This is a genomic window from Aeromonas sp. 603607, from assembly GCF_049171595.1.
In the GTDB taxonomy this organism is placed as follows: Bacteria; Pseudomonadota; Gammaproteobacteria; order Enterobacterales; family Aeromonadaceae; genus Aeromonas; species Aeromonas veronii.
Map to the genome: position 1 here is coordinate 1 of NZ_JAAKOV010000018.1, position 16,789 is coordinate 16,789.

The window sequence follows — 16,789 nt, forward strand, 5'->3', positions numbered from 1 at the left end:
TCGCGCTTGTTCACCACGACCTTGGTCATCAGCGCCACGTCATCAAGCACGCTGGCGATATCATCGAGCAGGGCCAACAAACTGGTTCCGGCCATATCAAAGATTCCTTATATCAGTGAGAACAACCCCGGGAGAGAGGTGTACGTCCCGATAACCATCAGGGTCAACAGGACCACCTCATGGCGATCGCAGGCCATCATCGGCCGAGCCAAAAATCCGGCGCTCGCCATCGGGGGGTTACGTCTTTCGGGCAAAAGATGGCACAGTGTAACGAGAAGCCGCCGTTTCGGCAGCACCCCAGAGCCATTTGTTCCTGGTTCCCTCTGAATCACCTCAAGGAGTTCCCATGCAACCCTGGCAACCTCTGCTCGATTTCTGGTTTGGCGACGAAGCCGATGACGTTCTGCGGGCCACACGGCAAGCCCCGCTCTGGTGGGGAAAAAGCAGCGAAACGGATGCCCTGCTGGCCAGCCGCTTTGGCGAGCTGGCGGAGGCGGCAGCCAAGGGCAGTCTCGCCCACTGGGCCGATCTCTCCAGCGGTCGGCTGGCGCTGATCCTGCTGCTCGACCAGCTGCCGCGCAATATCCATCGCGGCACGCCTGCAGCCTTTGCCCAGGATCCGCTGGCACGGGATCTCTGCCTGAAAGGGCTGTCCATCGGGGCGGACAAATCCCTCTCACCACTGGAGCGGGTCTTCTTCTATCTGCCGCTGGAGCATGCCGAATCCCGCGAACAACAAGCCAGAAGTGTGGCCCTGTTCGAGGCACTGGCTGCCGAGCAGGCTGGCACACCGGCGCAAGCGACCTTCGCGGGCTTTGCCGACTTTGCCCGTCGTCATCAGGTGATCATCGAACGCTTTGGCCGCTTCCCCCACCGCAACGACATTTTGGGTCGCACCAGCACACCGGAAGAGGCGGCATTTTTGCAGCAACCGGGCTCAGGCTTCTAAGCAAGCCATATAAAAAAAAAACCGCCAGCTGGCTGGCGGGGATAGCAGATGGATAACAACCGTCGGCGTTACTGAATGCGATAGCGGGATATCTGCTGGTGGATGCTCTCGGTGGTGACATTGAGCTCCTCGGCTGCGGCTGAGGTCTCCTCCGCTGTGCTGCTGGTTTGCTGCACGACCTGAGCAATCTGCTCTACCTGGTGAGCGATCGACTCGGCGGCCGAACTCTGCTCGCGGATGGCATTGGTGATCTCGCCCACCTGCTCCATCACCCGGTGCGACGCACTGCGGATCTCGGCAATAATGGCGCCACTCTCGGTAGCCATGTTGACCCCCTGGCTCACCTTCTCCTCCACCAGATGCATGCGGGAGACCGTATTGTTCGACTCCTGCTGGATCGCCTCTACAGTGGCAGATATCTCCTGAGTGGATTGGGCTGTGCGCTCAGCCAGTTTGCGCACTTCATCTGCCACCACCGCAAAGCCACGGCCGGACTCCCCGGCCCTCGCCGCCTCAATGGCCGCGTTCAAGGCCAGCAAGTTGGTCTGCCCCGCCACATCACGGATCACGTTGACCACACCGCCAATGCGCGAAATGCCCTCACCCAGCGCAATGACCTCGGCCGAGGCCTGCCGAATGGAGTCGGCGATCTCGTTGATGGCATGAACGGTACGATCTATGGTTCTGCTTCCTTCGCTAGCCAGCTGCCCTGACTCATTGGTGATACGGCTCGTCTCCTGGGTACGCTGGGAGATATCTGTGATGCTGACAGTCATCTCTTCCACACCGGCGGCGATCAGACTGGTAGCATCATTGGCCTGACTGGCCGAGCTGGCGAGGTGCTGCGCCGCTTGAGAGAGGGATTCGGCAGTGCTCTTGATCTGCAAGCTGCCGACGGAAAATTCGGTAAATGTCTGTTGCAGCGTATCGAGCAACCGGTTGACCGCATTGAGGGTCAGACCAATCTCATCCTGCTGTTTCACATCCGCTCTGAGGGTAAAGTTGAGGTCGCGCTGGATCCGGGTCAGGGTATCCATGGCGGTGCGAAGAGGATTGGCCACCTGATTGAACAACCAGACAAACAGCCCCATCGTCAGCACAATGGTGCCACCGGCGATAAACAGCAGGGTTTGCAGGCTGTTGTCGTAGTTCTCCTGGCCCTGCTTCTTGAGCGCCAGTCCCAAATCCATATTGAAGTTGACGTGAAGCTCGATTGCCTTGGCAAACTGCTGGAACACTCTGGTGGCTTCTCCCGCCAGCATGTCTCGCGCTTCATCGTTCTTGTTTTGTCTGGAGAGCTGCAGAACCTTGTCTATCTCCTGATAATATTGCGCGACAATACGTTGATCATCGTCGGTCAGGCGCCGATCTTCATCATTGGAGAGCATCTCAGCTTTGTATTTGTCGAGCAGTGAAGTGATCTGTCCCTGTATCTCGGTGATACCCGTTTCGATCTGCTGCATCTTGCCGGTGTCGGTATTGAGCACATGTGTCTGCACCAGCGAGTGCAATTCATAGAAATCGGCCTGCACTTGCTTAATCAGCGAAATACTGGGCACCGTATTGTCCGTCACATAGCCTAAATCCCGGTTGGCCGAATCGAGGCGGTTGATACTGAACCAACTGAGAAAAATGAGCGTCAGCATCACCAGCAGCGCGATCAGTTGCAGTCGACGAGCAATATTCATAACCGTACACTCCAGATGAAAACTATCTAGCAGTGTAGACGAGCCATAAACAACAACGGCCCGCATTGGCGGGCCGTTGTTGTTTATTTTTCATGGCGTTGTGATCAGGCTTTGGCTGGCTCACTCTCGCCCAGCGCGACGGTTTCACCCAGACTGTCTTCGGTCTTGGCCACCACGCTGGCGGCGATGGCGTTGCCCAGCACGTTGGTGGCAGAGCGGCCCATGTCGAGGAAGTGATCGATCCCCAGCAGCAGCAGGATGCCCGCTTCCGGAATATGGAATTGGTTCAGGGTGGCGGCAATCACCACCAGAGAGGCGCGCGGTACCCCGGCCATCCCCTTGGAGGTGACCATCAGCAGCAGCAGCATGGTGATCTGCTGGGCCATGGAGAGCTCGATTCCATACGCTTGGGCAATGAACATCACCGCGAAGGTGCAGTACATCATGGAGCCGTCGAGGTTGAAGGAGTAACCCATCGGCAGCACGAAGCTGGCAATGCGCTTGTCACAACCGAACTTCTCCAGACGATCCAGGGTCTTCGGATAGGCGGCTTCAGAGCTGGCGGTCGAGAAGGCGAGCAGGATGGGTTCGCGGATCATCGCCAGCAGCTTGATGACACGACCACGCAGGAAGACGCTGCCCATGGCGATCAGCAGCAGCCAGAGGCAGGCCAGCGCGATGTAGAACTGGGCCATAAAGCTGCCGTAGGTAACCAGAATACCCAGCCCCTCTTTGGCCACCATGGCGGCGATGGCGCCAAATACCGCGAACGGCGCAAAGTTCATCACGTAACCGGTCACTTTCAGCATGATCTCGGCAGCGCTGGCCATCAGCACCACCACCGGCTTGGCCAGATCGCCGAGCGCAGCGGCGGCCAGACCGAAGAAGAGTGAGAAGACCACGATCTGCAGGATCTCGTTGGTGGCCATTGCCTCTACCACGCTTTTGGGGATGGCGTGGGTCACGAAATCTTTCAGGGTAATGGCACCGGCAGCAATGCCCGAGCTGGCGGTGTCATTGGGCAGGGAGAGCGAAAGCCCCACACCCGGCTGCATCAGGGTCACCATCACCAGACCCAGGCTCAGGGACATCAGGGAGGCCAGCATAAACCAGCCGAGGGTCTTGGCACCGATACGCCCCACGGTGCGGGTGTCGCCCATCTTGGCGATACCGACCACCAGGGTGGTGAAGACCAGGGGAGCGATGATCATCTTGATCAGTCGCAGGAAGATATCGGTCAGGATCGTGATGTTATTGGCAAAATCCGCAGCCTGATCTGCGGCAAACATGCGATAGCCCTGGCCGGTGAGGATGCCAAACATCATGGAGATGAGGATGGCGACCGTCAGTTTATTCATTTTCATGGGGGAGTCCCGGTTTTGATTGGTGCAAGCCGTAAACGGTGGCATGGGAGCCACAACAGTCCGTTTTTGTGATCCGAGCCGTTGATTCCTGGCGGCTGGTATGCTGGGAGAATGCCTAAAAGCAGGGGGTAAATCTAGAGGCTTTCTCCAGAATTTTATCCTGCCATTAGGTGTATGTGATATAGATCTTGCAAACCACCAATATTAATCACTGTTTATTTTGATTTCGGCGAGATATTTCGCATCCAGAGTTCGCTCATCGAGTGCCCGTGGCAACAGGCGAAAAGTGAGCAGCGCCGAGATGGTATGCTGCACCTGCATCTGGGCCATAAAGAGATCCGGCTCATCCTCGTCAAAGCCGAAGATCGGCCGTGATGGGGTCACCCTGACGGCATCGCGGTTAATGGTCAGCTCATCGACCTTGAGCCAGGAGTAACCCTCTGCCAGTGCCAGCTCCCCTGCCCGCTTGAGCACATATTTGCGGGCGGTCTCCCTGTCCACCAGATCGTTGCCGACAAACTCCAGCTGCCACTTGTCCGGGCCAAGCCGGGTCTGGGAAAAACCGGTCTGGCCGTTCCAGAATGACTTTTCACTCTGGTAAGGGGTGGCGCAGCCCACCAGCAGCAGGGTGAGCATCAGCAGACAACAGGGTTTAGATACGGATGCAGACACGAGAGGCCTCGCCAGGCAAATGAGCAACAGAGTTGTTACTACACCATAAAGCGCGGTGACTGCACAATCTGCTCACGCCAGCAGCGACCAGCGTGCATCACCACAGGCTTCACGCCTGTGCGGCGAATCGCAGGCAAAAGAAAAGGCCTTGTCGTTTGACAAGGCCTTTACCGGGGAATTTGGTCGGTGTGAGAGGATTCGAACCTCCGACCCTCTACACCCCATGCAGATGCGCTACCTGGCTGCGCTACACACCGACGGAGTCAGCTCGGCTGACGGGGGCAGAGTTTATGGAGATGACCCCGCCCTGTCAACAGGGAAACGCCGCCAATTCCTCGGCCACGGTGCGTTCGCCTGCTTTGCGAACAATCAGCGGTTAAAGGTCAGCCGCTTGCCCAGGATCTGGTCAGTCACCTGCCCGTTTTGCCAGGCGATCTGGCCATTCACCAGCGTCATCTCCACCGTGCTGTGGAAGCGGTAGCCGTTGAAGGGTGACCAGCCACAGTGGTAGAGGATGTTGTCGTCGTTGACCACATAGGGCTTGCCCAGATCCAACAGCACCAGATCGGCGAAGTAGCCCTCGCGGATATAACCGCGATCCTGCACCTGGAAGCGCTCGGCTACCGCGTGGGAGGTCTTCTTGACGATAGTCTCCAGGGTAAACACGCCGTTGTGGTAGAGCTCCAGCAGCGCCTGCAAAGAGTGCTGCACCAGCGGTACGCCGGACGGCGCCTTGAAGTAGCTGTTCTGCTTCTCTTCCCAGGTGTGGGGCGCGTGGTCGGTGGCGATGATGTCGAGCACGTCGTTGCGTACCGCATCCAGCAGTGCCTGCTGGTCGGCGGCACTCTTCACCGCAGGGTTGCACTTGATCAGGCTGCCCTGGGTCTCGTAATCGGCTTCATTGAAGAAGAGGTGGTGAACGCACACCTCGGCGGTGATGTTCTTGTCCTTCAGCTCGCTCAGGTCGTGGCTGGCGGTAAACAGCGACAGCTCCTTGGCCGAGGTCAGATGCAGCACATGCAGCTTGGCACCGTATTTTTTCGCCAGCGCCACCGCCATGCTGGAGGATTTGTAGCACGCCTCGTCACTGCGAATGCGGCCGTGCTCGCCCATCGGCACATTCTCGCCCCACTTGGCTCGCGCCGCCTCTTCGGCCTTGGCGATGGTCGGGGTGTCTTCGCAGTGGGTGACGATCATCACCGGACTTTCGCGGAAGATGGCCGCCAGGGTCTCCTGATTGTCCACCAGCATGTTGCCGGTCGAGGAGCCCATAAACACCTTGACCCCGCAGGACTGCTTGGGGTCGAGACGCTTGATCTCTGCAAGGTTGTCGTTGGTGGCGCCGAGATAGAAGCTGTAGTTGGCGACGGAGGAGTTGGCGGCGATCTGGTATTTGGCTTCGAGGGCGTCGAGGGTGGTGGTCTGGGGATTGACGTTGGGCATTTCCATGAAACTGGTGGTGCCACCGGCGACGGCGGCGCGGGATTCGCTGGCGATGGTCCCCTTGTGGGTCAATCCCGGCTCCCGGAAGTGGACCTGATCATCGATCATTCCGGGGATGAGGTGGCGACCTGCCGCATCGATAACCAGCGCATCGGGCGCCTCGATATCCGGGGCAATGCGGGCAATCCGTTCCCCCTCGATCAACACATCGGAGGCATAGATGCGGCCTTCGTTGACCAGGGTGGCATTTTTGATAAGCAGTTTGTTCATGGGGGGTTCCAGTTCCTTTGCCGATAATCGCGGGTCATAATAGCGCAAAACTGCCCTTTCTCTGTAGCAAGGCCTGACTGATGAAGTTATTTGTAAGAGATTTGACCGTGATCGACTCCAGCTACCTCTGCGAACGCCGCGGCATGGTGGGCGAGAGCTGGCTGGTAGATATCGAAATGAGCGGTGAGCTCAACGAAATGAGCATGCTGCTGGACTTTGGCCGGGTAAAGAAGCTGATCAAGTCGATCATCGATGAAGAGGTGGACCACAAGCTGCTGGTGCCGACCGAGTGCCCGCTGATCCACGTCGAGACACTGGATGGTGACGAAAGCACAGTGGATCTGCTGCGCCCGGGTCGCTCCATCCATCTGCGCTGCCCATCCCAGGGCTTTGCCTTTATCCCTGCCCCGCAAGTTGATAAAGAGTCGGTGACCCGCTACCTGCTGGCGGTGCTGGCCAAACGGCTGCCGGGCAACATCAAGGATCTGTCGCTGACCCTGCGTCAGGAGGCGATCACCGGTGCCTTCTACCACTACAGCCACGGCCTGAAAAAGCACGATGGCAACTGCCAGCGTATCGCCCACGGCCACCGCTCTCCCATCGAGATCCACGTCGATGGCGAGCGCGACCAGGAGCTTGAGCTCAACTGGGCCGAACGCTGGGGCGATATCTACCTCGGCACCGAGGAGGACAAGGTAGCGCTGACCGAGCTCGCTTTGAGCCCTCGCGCCAATGCCCAGCTTGGCGAGCATCACACCGGCTTCAAATATATGGCGCCGCAAGGGCTGTTCCAACTGGCCATCCCCACCGCCGAGGTAGAGATGATCGACACCGACACCACGGTCGAGCTGCTGGCCTGCTACATCGCTCGCGAAGTGAAGAAGATGGTGGGCGACAAGTTCGTCAAGATTGTCGCCTATGAAGGGGTCGGCAAGGGTGCTATCGCCTACGCGTGATTTCTGCGTTGGCTACCGCAATAACAAGGCCCCGCATCTGCGGGGCCTTCTCTTTATTTGTACATACAACCATCAGGCACTGAGGCGGAAGCGCTTGACCAGGCTCTCCTGCTGCTCTGCAAGGGAGTCCAGCTGCTGGCTGGTCTCGGCTACCCGCTCGATCCCCTGATAGTTGAGATCCGAGATATCGGAGATGCGGTTGAGGTTGGTGGCGATATCGGCGCTGGTGGCCTGCTGCTGCTCGGCGGCAGAGGCAATCTGGCTCGACATGTCGCTGATCAGCACCACAATCCCCTGCACCTCCTCCATGGCGTTGTTGGCATGAGAGCTCTGATCCACGCAGCTGTCCATCTCGCGAGAGCACTCCTGCATCACGGTCACCGCCTTGGCGACCCCCTGCTGCAGGTTCTCGATCATGGTCTGAATTTCGCTGGTGGACTGGGCGGTGCGGCCCGCCAGACTGCGCACCTCATCCGCCACCACCGCAAATCCGCGCCCCTGCTCGCCGGCCCGCGCCGCCTCAATGGCCGCGTTGAGAGCCAACAGGTTGGTCTGCTCGGCAATGCCGCGAATGACATCGAGGATGTTGCCTATCTGGCTGCTCATGGCGCTCACATCACCAATCACCTTGCCGGTCTGTTGCAGCTTGCCCGCCAGCTGATGGGTGGTGGTGATATTGCCCGCCATCACCTTGCGTCCCATCTCGGAGGCCTTCTCCACATCCATCACTCGCTCCAGAGTCTGGTTGGCGGCCTGCGCCACTTCCCGCACCGATGCCTCCATCTGGGTCATGGCGGCGGCGACCGAGGCGGTCTCCTGCCGCTGTTTCTCCAGATCCGCCCGCACCGATTCGGTGGTGCGACGGTTGCCGTGGGCGGCATCGTTAAGCTGGGCCGATGCTTGTGAAAGCTGCGCCAGTACCTCCCCCATCTGGGCGATCAGCAGGTTGATCTGGCTGCCCAGCTGACCAAATTCATTCTTGCTCTGAAAACCGATGCGCTGGGTCATGTCGCCCTGGGTTACTTCGGTCAGCACCCGCAGCAACTCCCTGAGCGGACGGCGAATGGCCTTGCCCAGGGTATAAGCCACCAGCATGGCAATCAGGATGGCGACCGCTATGCTGGCTCCCTGAGTCAGGGTGCTCTGGCTCTGTGCGGCTTTGGCATGCTGAATGCTCTGGTTCATCAGTTGCTGGCTCTGATCGGTGATCCGCTCAAGCCGATCCTGAATTGCCACGATGAGCGCACTCGCCTGCGTGCTCTTCTCCCGCATCTGCTCCTGCTGTTGCATCAGCGCCAGATACTGGGCCAGGACACCTTCATTACCGGTCGTATCGCGCACGAAACCGTGGACGTAGTGACCCATGTTGTTGTCGAAATCCTTGAGCTCACCCTGCAGATCCTTGATGGTGCTGTTGAACCCCTCGATCTGCATCCTGTTGCGCTTGAGCGCAGCTTCAATGGGGGCCGGAATGCTCTGGTTGAGGGCATCCATGGTGGAGAGTTCGATAGCGGAAAGCTTGGTGGTCAGGGTCTCGGAGAGCATCTTGATGAAGCTGTCGTCGATGGTGATCATCATGTCCCCCAGACTCTTCTTGAACTGGGGCAAGCTGACCTGAAACTGCCCCTTGGCCAGATTGACCTTGTGCAATCGGGTGAGCAGCGCCTCGTGTTCGCCCGGCAGGGTATCGGTCAGTTGCAGGTAGCTGTCGACCTGCTGGCTCAGAGTGCCCATCTCCCCTTGCAGTTCGGGGTGGTGGGCGACCTGCTGGCGCAAGGCATCGAGGCTCTTGCCCACCGCGGCCTTGGCCTGTTTCAGTTCGGCCACTTCGGCAGGCAGCAGTTTGGGGTCCTGCTCGGTGAGCACATCCCCCAGCCACTTGTTGGCACTAAGCAGGGTGATCTGGGTCTGGCTGCTGGCAATCACCAGCGGCATAGACTGCCGGGTCACCTGTTCCAGCGCTCCCCCCAGGGTATTCTGACTACGAAATGTGAGTAGTGAACTGGCCACCATCACGGCCACCAGGATCGCGAAGCCAAGGTAGACTCGCTGCAAGATGGAGAGATCCGACATTGTTTGTTTCATTATTGTCCCGCTGTATATGCAAAAGTCCCTTGCCTGAGTACCCCGTCCTTTTGATACCCTGCAGACCCCTGAACAGGCGCTGCAGATGACGTCCCTCTGGCTATCGGTATTCTTAACAATAACTGAAGGGAATGGGACATCAGCTGTGTCAAATCTCGGCTTGTGTCACACTTGACGCGCTGCTCGCCTTCTTTCGGGAGCCGCTTGGGATGCAAGTTCAATTTTCTTTTTCATATAAGGGAGTTAGCCATGGCGCAAGAAACCATTTTCAGCAAAATCATCCGTAAAGAGATCCCTGCCGACATCCTTTATCAAGACGATCTGGTCACCGCATTCCGGGATATCCAGCCCAAGGCCAAGACCCATATCCTGATCATCCCGAATGTGCTGATCCCCACCGTCAATGACGTGGAAGCCGAACATGAACTGGCCCTTGGCCGGATGTTCACCGTGGCCCGCAAGCTGGCAAGCGATGCGGGCATCGCCGAAGATGGCTACCGCCTCATCATGAACTGCAACCGCCACGGTGGGCAGGAGGTCTACCACATCCACCTGCATCTGGTCGGCGGCGAGCCGTTGGGCCCCCTGCTCAGCCTGTGATACTCCCGAGCATTCGACTGGCCTGCCTGATGCTGGCCAGTTTCCTGCTGGGAGGCTGCGCCTCCCACTGGCAGGATATGTTTGTCTCCTACTCCGACCAGATGGTGCCCTTGCGCAACCAGCTGCTGCTGGGCCATGCCGCCGAGGCGCTGCCCGAAGTGCGCGACTCCACCCTCGGCGATGACACCTTTGTCCTCGATCGGCTCGAACAGGGGCGTATCGCCTGGCTGGCGGGGCAAGATGCGGACAGCAAGCAGGCGTTCACCGCCGCCGACAGCCGCCTTCAATGGGAAGACAATCAAGCCGAATACCGGCTGAGCCACGGTCTGGATCAGGTGGGCAGTCTGCTCACCAACGATCAGTCGATGGCCTATCTCACCCCCGATTACGAACGCACCATGCTGCATCACTATCTGGCCCTCAACTACCTGCAACGGGGTGATGCCGATGGCGCCCTGGTGGAGGTGCGCCGGGCCAATCAGGTGCAGGAGCAGGCCCTGAAACGGCGAGCCGATGAGGTGCGCAAGGCGAAGGATGAGAGCGAAGAGGCCGAGGCTGAAGGTGAGATGCGCCAGCTGATGTCGCGCGGCGCACCGGATCTCGATCGGTTGATCGGCAAGGTCAAAAACGGTTTTCAGAACGCCTACACCTTCTATTTTTCCGCCGTGCTCTATGAGGCGGCCGGGGATCTCAACGATGCCTGGGTCGACTATCAGCGCGGCTACCAGATAGCGCCGGACAACCGCAGCCTGCAAGATGCCTTGCTGCGTCTGGCGCGGCTGCGTGGCTCACCGGACGAGATCCGCGAGACCGAGAAAAAGATAGGCCGCAAAGCGCCGCCGCTTGCAAAAGATCAAGGCCAGCTGGTGGTGCTGTTTGAAGATGGTTTGATCCCGGCACGGCGCGAACTGTTCCTGCCGCTCCCCATCTCCACCTCCCGCGGCGATTTTCGCACCTTTACCGTCGCCATCCCCTATTACGATAATCGGGCCAGCGACACCGGCCCGCTGACGGTGGAAGTCGGCAAGCGGGCCTGGCAGACCAGCGAGCTGGTCAGGCTGGAAGCGCTGGCCGCCAAAGATCTGCAGGAGCGGCTGCCCGGCATGCTGACCCGCCAGGCGCTGCGACTGGTGGCCAAGGAGCAGATGCGCCGCACCGCCGCCAAAGAGGGGGGGGATGTGGGCAATATTCTGGTGGGGATCTTCAACACCCTCTCGGAGCGAGCCGATACCCGCAGCTGGCTGACGCTGCCAGCTCAGGCATCGAGCTGGCAGGGGATGGTGCCGGCAGGTGACATCAACCTCACCCTGAGCGCGGGGGCGGCGCAGCGGCAATTGCCGCTCACCATCCACAAGGGACGCACCACCCTGGTCTGGGTACAGCGCCTCGGCGCCGGCCTGACCACCCGGGTGATGCCGCTCTGAGCAAGCGGCAAAGAGAGATGAGCAAGACGATTAACCGGGCAGCCCCAGTGCTACCCCACTCACTCCAATTAAGGAGAGCAAGATGAAAGCATACGGGTTGGCCCTCGGGCTCGCGCTGCTGACCGGCTGCGCCACCAACACCTCCGGCGTGGCGCTCTATGGCCCGGCGGGCGGTGCACCCACGCAGGAGCAGCATCAAAACGTCAACGTCACCCTGACCGAGCTGAGCCGCCGCCAGCAAAATGGCCTGCTGCAGGTCAATGTGGCCGCCGCCAGCACCCAGCGCAGCGATAACAAGCTGCAATATATCTTCTATTGGTATGATGAGGCCGGTCAGGAGGTCGCCAGCGATGGCCGCGGCTGGACCCCCATCAAGCTGCATGGCTATCAGACCCGCACCCTCTCGGCCCTGGCGCCCAGCCCGGCGGCGCAGGGTTACCGGATTTACGTACGCGAAGTGATTGAGGAATCCTACTGATGAAAATGAATCATGCCCTGCTGATCCTGACCGGCGCGCTGCTGCTGGGCGGCTGCTCCAGCACCACCGTCAGCTATGGCGATCCCACTGAAACCGAAACCGTCACCGTCGATTACGGCTCAAGCGATCTGCAGGCCATCGCCGACAAGATGGCGGACTCCATGCTCGCCTCCCCTGCCACCAGCGAGATCACCGCAGGCGGTCGTCCGGTGATGTTTATGGACTCCATCCGCAACAAGACCTCCGAGCACATTGATACCGAAGCCATCACCGATACCATCCGCACCAAGCTGCTGCGGGCCGGCAAGTTCCGCTTCGTCGACATGAGCAAGGTGGCCGCCGTCAAGCAGCAGCTCGAATACCAGCAGAGCAGCGGCATGGTGGATCCTGCCTCCATGGTGCGGCTTGGCAAACAGACCGGTGCCCGCTACATGGTCTATGGCAACCTCGCCAGCATCGTCAAGGACAATGGCAAGGTGAAGGATGTCTACTACCAGATGACCATGAACCTGATGGATCTGCAAAACGGCGAACTGCTGTGGGCCGATCAGAAAGAGATCCGCAAACAGGCGAAGAAATCCACCTTTGGCTGGTAACAGGCTCCCGGTGACAGGCAACTGTGATCCGCTACTGGCCAGCCTGCCCGCCCCCTGGCGGGAGGGTCAGCTGGAACCACTCGGGTTAGGCCTGACCAACTGCAACTATCGACTGCGCCTCCCCTCGGGGCGCAGTTACTTTTTGCGTCAGGGCCACTCCGACCCGGTGCGCCTTGGTATCGACCGTCCCACCGAGTGGCAGCTTTATCAGGGGGCGATAGCCGAAGGACTAGCGCTGCCTTGCCACTATGGCGATCCCGCCAGCGGTCTGATGCTGCTCGAATGGTGCGATGAGCCAAACTGGGTGCACGCGGCGCCACCGGCAGTCGATCAGCCCCGTCTGCTGGCTGAGGTGCTGCGCAAGCTCCATCGCTTGCCGCTACCTGCGGTGGTGATGGCGGTGCGAGCCCACGCGGCGGGCTATCGCGCCCGACTGGCCCGCATTCCCTCCTGGCTGCCCGCCCTGGAGCGGGGCTTGCTCGCCAGCAGTGAGCCAAATGATTGCTGGCGCCCTTGCCACCATGATCTCAATCCGGCTAACTTGTTGGGAAGCAAACCCTGGGTCATCGACTGGGAGTATGGCGCGGCAGGTCACCCCGGCTTTGAGCTAGCCAGCATCCAGCGCACCCATGAGTGGCCCGCTGAGCGGCGCGACGAGCTGGAAGCGCACTATCTGCAGGCCCTGCCGCGCCACCAGTGGCCCGATTTTCAGAGCGAGGCATTTTTACCCTGGGTCGACTATATCGGCCTGCTCTGGGCCCTGCTGATGGCAGAGCAACAACCCTCACTCGACTATGACACCCTGATCGCCATCAACCGGCAACGACTGGAGTAACAGATGATAAACAAGGTGCGCTGGCACAAGCCGAAAACCTGGGGTCTGCTGCTGATCAGCCTGCTGCTGACCGGCTGCTCCACCCGGGTGATCTACTACTGGCTCGATACCGCCATCATCTGGCAGCTGGATGACTACTTTGCCCTCTCCTATTCGCAGAAGGAGCTGCTCAGCCGCGAAGTGAAGGGGCTGATGGCCTGGCATCGCCAGCACGAGCTGCCGCGCTACGCCAAGGATCTCGATGCACTGGCCAAGGCGGTGGCCAGCCCCATGACGCCGGAGCAGATCTCGACCAATCTCGATGCGGTGCAGCAGAGTCTGACCCGTACCCTTGAAAACACTATCCCCCGCACGGTCAGGCTGGCGCGCACCCTGACCGACGAGCAGGTAGCCCGCTTCATGACCGATCGGGTCAAGCGGCAACAGGAGCGGCAAAAGGACTTTGCCACTGAGCCCAAAGAGCAGATGCTGGCGGAGTTTCGCGACAAGATGAACAAGCGGCTCGAGTTCTGGATTGGCGAGGTGAAACCGGCACAGGCACCACTGGTGGCCCAGTGGGCCGAATGGCAATACGAGCTGATGCCCCCCTGGCTCGAGTTTCAGGAGTCCTGGACCCAGGAGCTGGACAGGCTGATGAAGCAGCGCCAGAGTCCCGACTTTACCCGCGAGCTGACTGACCTGCTGGCCGAGGGGGATGGGCTGATGGATGGCCGCTTTACCGGCTATACCGAACAGTCGCGCCAGCGTACCGTCAACTGGCTGAGCGCCATGAGCCAGTCGCTGGATATCTCCCAGCGGGCCCATCTCTACTCCCTGCTCAAGGGTTATGCCCGCGACTTCAAGCAGATGAGCGGCAGCTGACAGCCAGCACCGAATGGTGCCATGCGCCCGGGGCAACCTTGTTCAAACCGGGCGCATGTGGTAGCTTGCCCTTTCTATTTATCGGGAATTAACTTTTGCGCCTTATCGACAAAGTAAAACTGGTGCTGGTAACTCTGGTTATCGCCCTCACCCTGCTTTGTTCCATCGCCCGAATGGAAGGCCCGCTGCTACCCGCATCTCCCCAGAGTGAACAGCAGCAGACTCAGGTGTTCAATCAGCTTAGCGACAGCGATGATGGCATCATCAAGTTTGTCGGCAGCCATCAGAATCACCTACTGCGTCTCGAACAATCCCTGCGCAGTGACAACCAGCCCAAGAGTGTGGTCTACGAGCTGATCCAGAGCTGGTCGGCCCAGGCCATCCTGCTGTTGCTGCTCGGCTGGCTGATGCTGGCCCCCGAGCTCTATCACAAACAGAGTTTTCGCGATCGCTTTGGCGCGATCCACCGGCGCCATCTACAGCGCCAACATCTGCAATACCGCTTCACCCAGAGCTATCTGAGCGCCTGACCCCGGAGGGGCTGGCACATCCACTGTTTGCTCATCTCCTCTTCCTGACGGATCCGGCAACTGCCTGATCCGCATTTGATGCATCCCATTTTTTGCGCCTTGCCGAGCCTTGTTGCTATCGGCCCGGGCACCATTCTCCTGACAGAGGCTTGTTTGCCATGAGAAAGAGCAATCGCACCGTTCTCAACCGCATGAGCAAGTGGCAGTACGCACTGCTGCTGTTGATGCTGTTGACCTTTACCTTTTACTCCCTGCCCACCTTTTTTGGTGAGCAGCCCTCCCTCGGCCTGCACGGACAGCAGCGCCTGACCCCCCAGCAACAGATGTTGCTGAGCGACAAGCACCTGACCCCGATCAAGGTCATTGAGCAACCTGAGCGGGTCGAGCTGGTCTTTGCCAGCCAGGGCGAGCAGCAGCGCGCAAAGCAGTTGCTGGAGCAGCAAGGGGTCGACAGTGCCGCCCTCACCCTGGAGTTTCACTCCAACGCGCCGACCTGGATCACCCGCCTCGGCGCCGATCCCATCAAGCTGGGACTGGACCTGCGTGGCGGCTCCCAGCTGCTTATCGGGGTGGACGTGGACTTTGTCATCGACAATCAGACCAAGAATCTGGTGGATACCCTGCGCACCCGTTTCCGTGAAGCCAATCTGCGCGGCGCCAGCGTCACTCGCACGGCACAGGGCGCCGTAGCCGTCACCCTGCCGGAGGTGGCCGAACAGGATAGCTGGCTCTCTATCATCAAAGAGAGTGCCGGTACCCGTCAGGATCAGTGGAAGCTGACCCGCTCCGGCAATGATCTGAAACTGGTGCTGAGCGATGCTGAGCGCACCCTGCTGGTCAACAACGCCGTGACCCAGAACCTGTCGATCCTGAAAAAACGGATCAATGAGCTCGGCATCGTCGAAGCCTCGGTGGTGCGTCAGGGGCAGGATGGTATCCGTATCGAACTGCCCGGGGTACATAACCCCAAGCAGGCGAAAGAGGTGATCGGCGCCACCGCCTCGCTGGCCTTCTACGAGGCCAAAGCCGACAGCCACTTCTATATCGCCGATCGCAACGGTCAGGCCGTCGGCATGGCACGCAAGCCGGTACTCACCGGCGAGCACATCGTCGATGCCCGCGCCAATATGGGCGAGATGGGTCAACCCCAGGTCAATATCGTGCTCGATACCCTGGGTGGCAGCAAGATGAACCAGTTCAGCCGCCAGCATGTGGGCAAGCCGATGGCGACCGTCTTCACCGAGTACAAGACCAACGCCCAGGGCAAACTGCGCGCCCAGAGCGAGGTGATCAACGTCGCCACCATCCAGACCGCCCTTGGCAACCAGTTCCGCATCACCGGCATTGGCAGTCTGCCGGAAGCGCAAGAGCTGGCCATGCTGCTGCGTGCCGGCGCCCTCACCGCCCCTCTCAAGATCCTGGAAGAACGCAGTATTGGCCCGACGCTGGGGATGCAGAATATCGAGGCGGGCTTCACCGCGCTGGCCTTCGGCATGGCAGGCATGATGCTGTTCATGATGGCCTGGTACCGCAAATTCGGCTGGGTTGCCATCACGGCGCTGGTTGCCAACCTGTTGATGCAGGTCGGCATGCTGGCAGTGCTGCCGGGTGCCGTGCTGACCCTGCCGGGGATCGCCGGTCTGGTACTGACGGTGGGCATGGCGGTAGATACCCATGTGCTGATCTTCGAGCGGATCAGGGACCGGCTGCGAGAGGGTGGCTCATTGGCCAACGCCATCGACTTTGGCTATCGCTCGGCCTTCCACACCATTTTCGATGCCAACATCACCACCCTCATCTGCGCCGTGGTGCTCTACTCCATCGGCTCCGGGCCGCTGCAGGGCTTCTCCATCACCCTCATTCTGGGTCTGCTCTCCAGCATGATCACTGGGATCTGGGGAACGCGCGCCATCATCAATCCCCTGTGGGGACGCAGCAACGAGCGCACGCTGAAGGTGTAACGGGACAGCAATCCCTCTGATGAGCGGCTTTGGTTGCGCCATCGGCCATGGATATGGCCGGAGCGGCCAAAGCAGAA

Annotated in this window: 15 protein-coding genes and 1 tRNA gene; 10 read left to right on the forward strand and 6 right to left on the reverse strand. The window is 59.8% G+C overall.

Annotation, left to right across the window (positions count from 1 at the left end; translation table 11 throughout):
• Positions 1–346 precede the first annotated feature (346 nt).
• Complete coding sequence (locus G5315_RS16310) at positions 347–949, forward strand: DUF924 family protein (protein ID WP_421333419.1); 603 nt, start codon at positions 347–349, stop codon at positions 947–949.
• A gap of 68 nt (positions 950–1,017) precedes the next feature.
• On the opposite strand, the gene G5315_RS16315 is transcribed toward G5315_RS16310, so the two are convergent.
• The 5 genes from G5315_RS16315 to G5315_RS16335 form a co-directional block, all read right to left on the reverse strand.
• Positions 1,018–2,637 carry a methyl-accepting chemotaxis protein gene (locus tag G5315_RS16315; RefSeq protein ID WP_266133816.1) on the reverse strand — a complete coding sequence of 540 codons (1,620 nt, stop codon included), beginning with the start codon at positions 2,635–2,637 and terminating at the stop codon, positions 1,018–1,020.
• Positions 2,638–2,741: 104 nt separating this feature from the next.
• Complete coding sequence (locus tag G5315_RS16320) at positions 2,742–4,001, reverse strand: dicarboxylate/amino acid:cation symporter (protein ID WP_005334018.1); 1,260 nt, start codon at positions 3,999–4,001, stop codon at positions 2,742–2,744.
• Between the two features lie 204 nt (positions 4,002–4,205).
• On the reverse strand, positions 4,206–4,637 hold the full coding sequence (locus G5315_RS16325; RefSeq protein WP_216980324.1) for a CC0125/CC1285 family lipoprotein: 432 nt from the start codon (positions 4,635–4,637) through the stop codon (positions 4,206–4,208).
• Positions 4,638–4,853: 216 nt separating this feature from the next.
• Positions 4,854–4,930: transfer RNA gene (locus G5315_RS16330), tRNA-Pro, on the reverse strand.
• Positions 4,931–5,042: 112 nt separating this feature from the next.
• Complete coding sequence (locus G5315_RS16335; RefSeq protein ID WP_075115531.1) at positions 5,043–6,386, reverse strand: dihydroorotase; 1,344 nt, start codon at positions 6,384–6,386, stop codon at positions 5,043–5,045.
• A gap of 80 nt (positions 6,387–6,466) precedes the next feature.
• Here G5315_RS16335 and G5315_RS16340 point away from each other — a divergent pair, with 80 nt between their 5' ends.
• A complete protein-coding gene (locus G5315_RS16340) occupies positions 6,467–7,342 on the forward strand; it encodes a 6-pyruvoyl trahydropterin synthase family protein (RefSeq protein WP_236354169.1) in 876 nt (291 codons plus the stop codon).
• A gap of 72 nt (positions 7,343–7,414) precedes the next feature.
• On the opposite strand, the gene G5315_RS16345 is transcribed toward G5315_RS16340, so the two are convergent.
• Positions 7,415–9,427, reverse strand: a complete 2,013-nt coding sequence (locus G5315_RS16345) for a methyl-accepting chemotaxis protein (protein ID WP_421333421.1) — start codon at positions 9,425–9,427, stop codon at positions 7,415–7,417.
• Between the two features lie 249 nt (positions 9,428–9,676).
• On the opposite strand from G5315_RS16345, the gene hinT reads away from it, so the two are divergent.
• The 8 genes from hinT to secD all read left to right on the forward strand — a co-directional run bounded on the left by hinT (position 9,677) and on the right by secD (position 16,712).
• Complete coding sequence (gene hinT / locus G5315_RS16350; protein ID WP_266133813.1) at positions 9,677–10,027, forward strand: purine nucleoside phosphoramidase; 351 nt, start codon at positions 9,677–9,679, stop codon at positions 10,025–10,027.
• A 29-nt stretch (positions 10,028–10,056) separates the two neighbouring features.
• Positions 10,057–11,451: a COG3014 family protein gene (locus tag G5315_RS16355; protein WP_421333423.1), complete on the forward strand. Its 1,395-nt coding sequence runs from the start codon at positions 10,057–10,059 to the stop codon at positions 11,449–11,451.
• An 82-nt stretch (positions 11,452–11,533) separates the two neighbouring features.
• The gene (locus G5315_RS16360; RefSeq protein ID WP_421333425.1) at positions 11,534–11,929 is read left to right on the forward strand and encodes a YcfL family protein; all 396 of its coding nucleotides are present in this window, start codon (positions 11,534–11,536) and stop codon (positions 11,927–11,929) included.
• On the forward strand, positions 11,929–12,525 hold the full coding sequence (gene lpoB, locus G5315_RS16365; RefSeq protein WP_005302153.1) for a penicillin-binding protein activator LpoB: 597 nt from the start codon (positions 11,929–11,931) through the stop codon (positions 12,523–12,525). Before G5315_RS16360 ends, lpoB begins: the two co-directional genes overlap by 1 nt.
• Before the next feature lie 10 nt (positions 12,526–12,535).
• Positions 12,536–13,360 carry a phosphotransferase gene (locus G5315_RS16370; protein WP_421333427.1) on the forward strand — a complete coding sequence of 275 codons (825 nt, stop codon included), beginning with the start codon at positions 12,536–12,538 and terminating at the stop codon, positions 13,358–13,360.
• A 3-nt stretch (positions 13,361–13,363) separates the two neighbouring features.
• Positions 13,364–14,221: a DUF6279 family lipoprotein gene (locus G5315_RS16375; protein ID WP_421333429.1), complete on the forward strand. Its 858-nt coding sequence runs from the start codon at positions 13,364–13,366 to the stop codon at positions 14,219–14,221.
• A 95-nt stretch (positions 14,222–14,316) separates the two neighbouring features.
• Positions 14,317–14,751 (forward strand): hypothetical protein, encoded by a 435-nt coding sequence (locus G5315_RS16380; protein WP_005334044.1) that lies wholly within the window; start codon positions 14,317–14,319, stop codon positions 14,749–14,751.
• 158 nt (positions 14,752–14,909) lie between these two features.
• Complete coding sequence (secD, locus tag G5315_RS16385; RefSeq protein WP_421333430.1) at positions 14,910–16,712, forward strand: protein translocase subunit SecD; 1,803 nt, start codon at positions 14,910–14,912, stop codon at positions 16,710–16,712.
• Positions 16,713–16,789: the final 77 nt, after the last annotated feature.

What these genes read in the sequence shown, in the direction of transcription:
- G5315_RS16310 (WP_421333419.1), top strand. Translation starts at nt 347, where the DNA reads ATGCAACCCTGGCAACCTCTGCTCGATTTCTGGTTTGGCGACGAAGCC.
- G5315_RS16315 (WP_266133816.1), bottom strand. Translation starts at nt 2,637, where the DNA reads ATGAATATTGCTCGTCGACTGCAACTGATCGCGCTGCTGGTGATGCTG.
- G5315_RS16320 (WP_005334018.1), bottom strand. Translation starts at nt 4,001, where the DNA reads ATGAAAATGAATAAACTGACGGTCGCCATCCTCATCTCCATGATGTTT.
- G5315_RS16325 (WP_216980324.1), bottom strand. Translation starts at nt 4,637, where the DNA reads ATGCTCACCCTGCTGCTGGTGGGCTGCGCCACCCCTTACCAGAGTGAA.
- G5315_RS16335 (WP_075115531.1), bottom strand. Translation starts at nt 6,386, where the DNA reads ATGAACAAACTGCTTATCAAAAATGCCACCCTGGTCAACGAAGGCCGC.
- G5315_RS16340 (WP_236354169.1), top strand. Translation starts at nt 6,467, where the DNA reads ATGAAGTTATTTGTAAGAGATTTGACCGTGATCGACTCCAGCTACCTC.
- G5315_RS16345 (WP_421333421.1), bottom strand. Translation starts at nt 9,427, where the DNA reads ATGAAACAAACAATGTCGGATCTCTCCATCTTGCAGCGAGTCTACCTT.
- hinT (WP_266133813.1), top strand. Translation starts at nt 9,677, where the DNA reads ATGGCGCAAGAAACCATTTTCAGCAAAATCATCCGTAAAGAGATCCCT.
- G5315_RS16355 (WP_421333423.1), top strand. Translation starts at nt 10,057, where the DNA reads ATGCTGGCCAGTTTCCTGCTGGGAGGCTGCGCCTCCCACTGGCAGGAT.
- G5315_RS16360 (WP_421333425.1), top strand. Translation starts at nt 11,534, where the DNA reads ATGAAAGCATACGGGTTGGCCCTCGGGCTCGCGCTGCTGACCGGCTGC.
- lpoB (WP_005302153.1), top strand. Translation starts at nt 11,929, where the DNA reads ATGAAAATGAATCATGCCCTGCTGATCCTGACCGGCGCGCTGCTGCTG.
- G5315_RS16375 (WP_421333429.1), top strand. Translation starts at nt 13,364, where the DNA reads ATGATAAACAAGGTGCGCTGGCACAAGCCGAAAACCTGGGGTCTGCTG.
- secD (WP_421333430.1), top strand. Translation starts at nt 14,910, where the DNA reads ATGAGAAAGAGCAATCGCACCGTTCTCAACCGCATGAGCAAGTGGCAG.